Annotated in this window: 1 protein-coding gene; it reads right to left on the reverse strand. The window is 48.8% G+C overall.

All coding sequences use genetic code 11. From position 1 onward, the window contains the following. Positions 1-680: T1SS-143 repeat domain-containing protein (locus SU60_RS17320; RefSeq protein WP_483414609.1), on the reverse strand; the 680-nt coding region annotated here is incomplete at both ends.

The following is a 680-nucleotide window of genomic DNA, read 5'->3' on the forward strand; positions in this document are numbered from 1 at the left end:
GCATGGTCAATTGGACCTTGAAGCGTGAAATTGTATGAGCCATCCGTGTTGATAGTCAGCGTAAAGACGGCTTCAGTACCCGCTGTTGCTTCATAGGTATAGCTGCCATCACTGTTTGCAGTTTCGGTTAGGGTCACTGCCACACCTTGAGATGTCAGGCCATCAACTGGCGTTGCAGAAGCATCCAATTGGTAGCTCACCACACCGTCAGAACCCTGTGTCGTGGTGAAATTGCCATCAATTGAAATTGGATCTGAACCATCAGAGCCAATATTCGCCAAGTCATCTTCATCAACGGTGATCGGTTCTACATCAGTGATCGTTGGTTTATCATCAACGATGGTGACGGGCAGCGTTTCTGCCGACGTATCGCCATCAAAGTCTGTTGCGATAATCGGGAAATCGATTTGTAGACTGTCACTATTCACCGCATGGTCTAGTGGACCTTGCAGAGTAAAGGTGTAGCTACCGTCTGGCTTCACAACCAATTCAAATACGGCGTTGCCATCTGCGGTGGCGGTGTAAGTAAAGCTGTCATCACCATTTGCAGTTTCAGCAAGCACGATCGGCTCACCGTGAGAGGTTAACCCTGCTACTGGATCTGCGGTGACATCAAGCTGGTATTTAACGACACTGTCTGAACCTTCTGTCGTGGTGAATGCACCCGACATAAAGGCATC

This window comes from Vibrio mytili (assembly GCF_000830505.1).
Classification (GTDB): Bacteria; Pseudomonadota; Gammaproteobacteria; order Enterobacterales; family Vibrionaceae; genus Vibrio; species Vibrio mytili.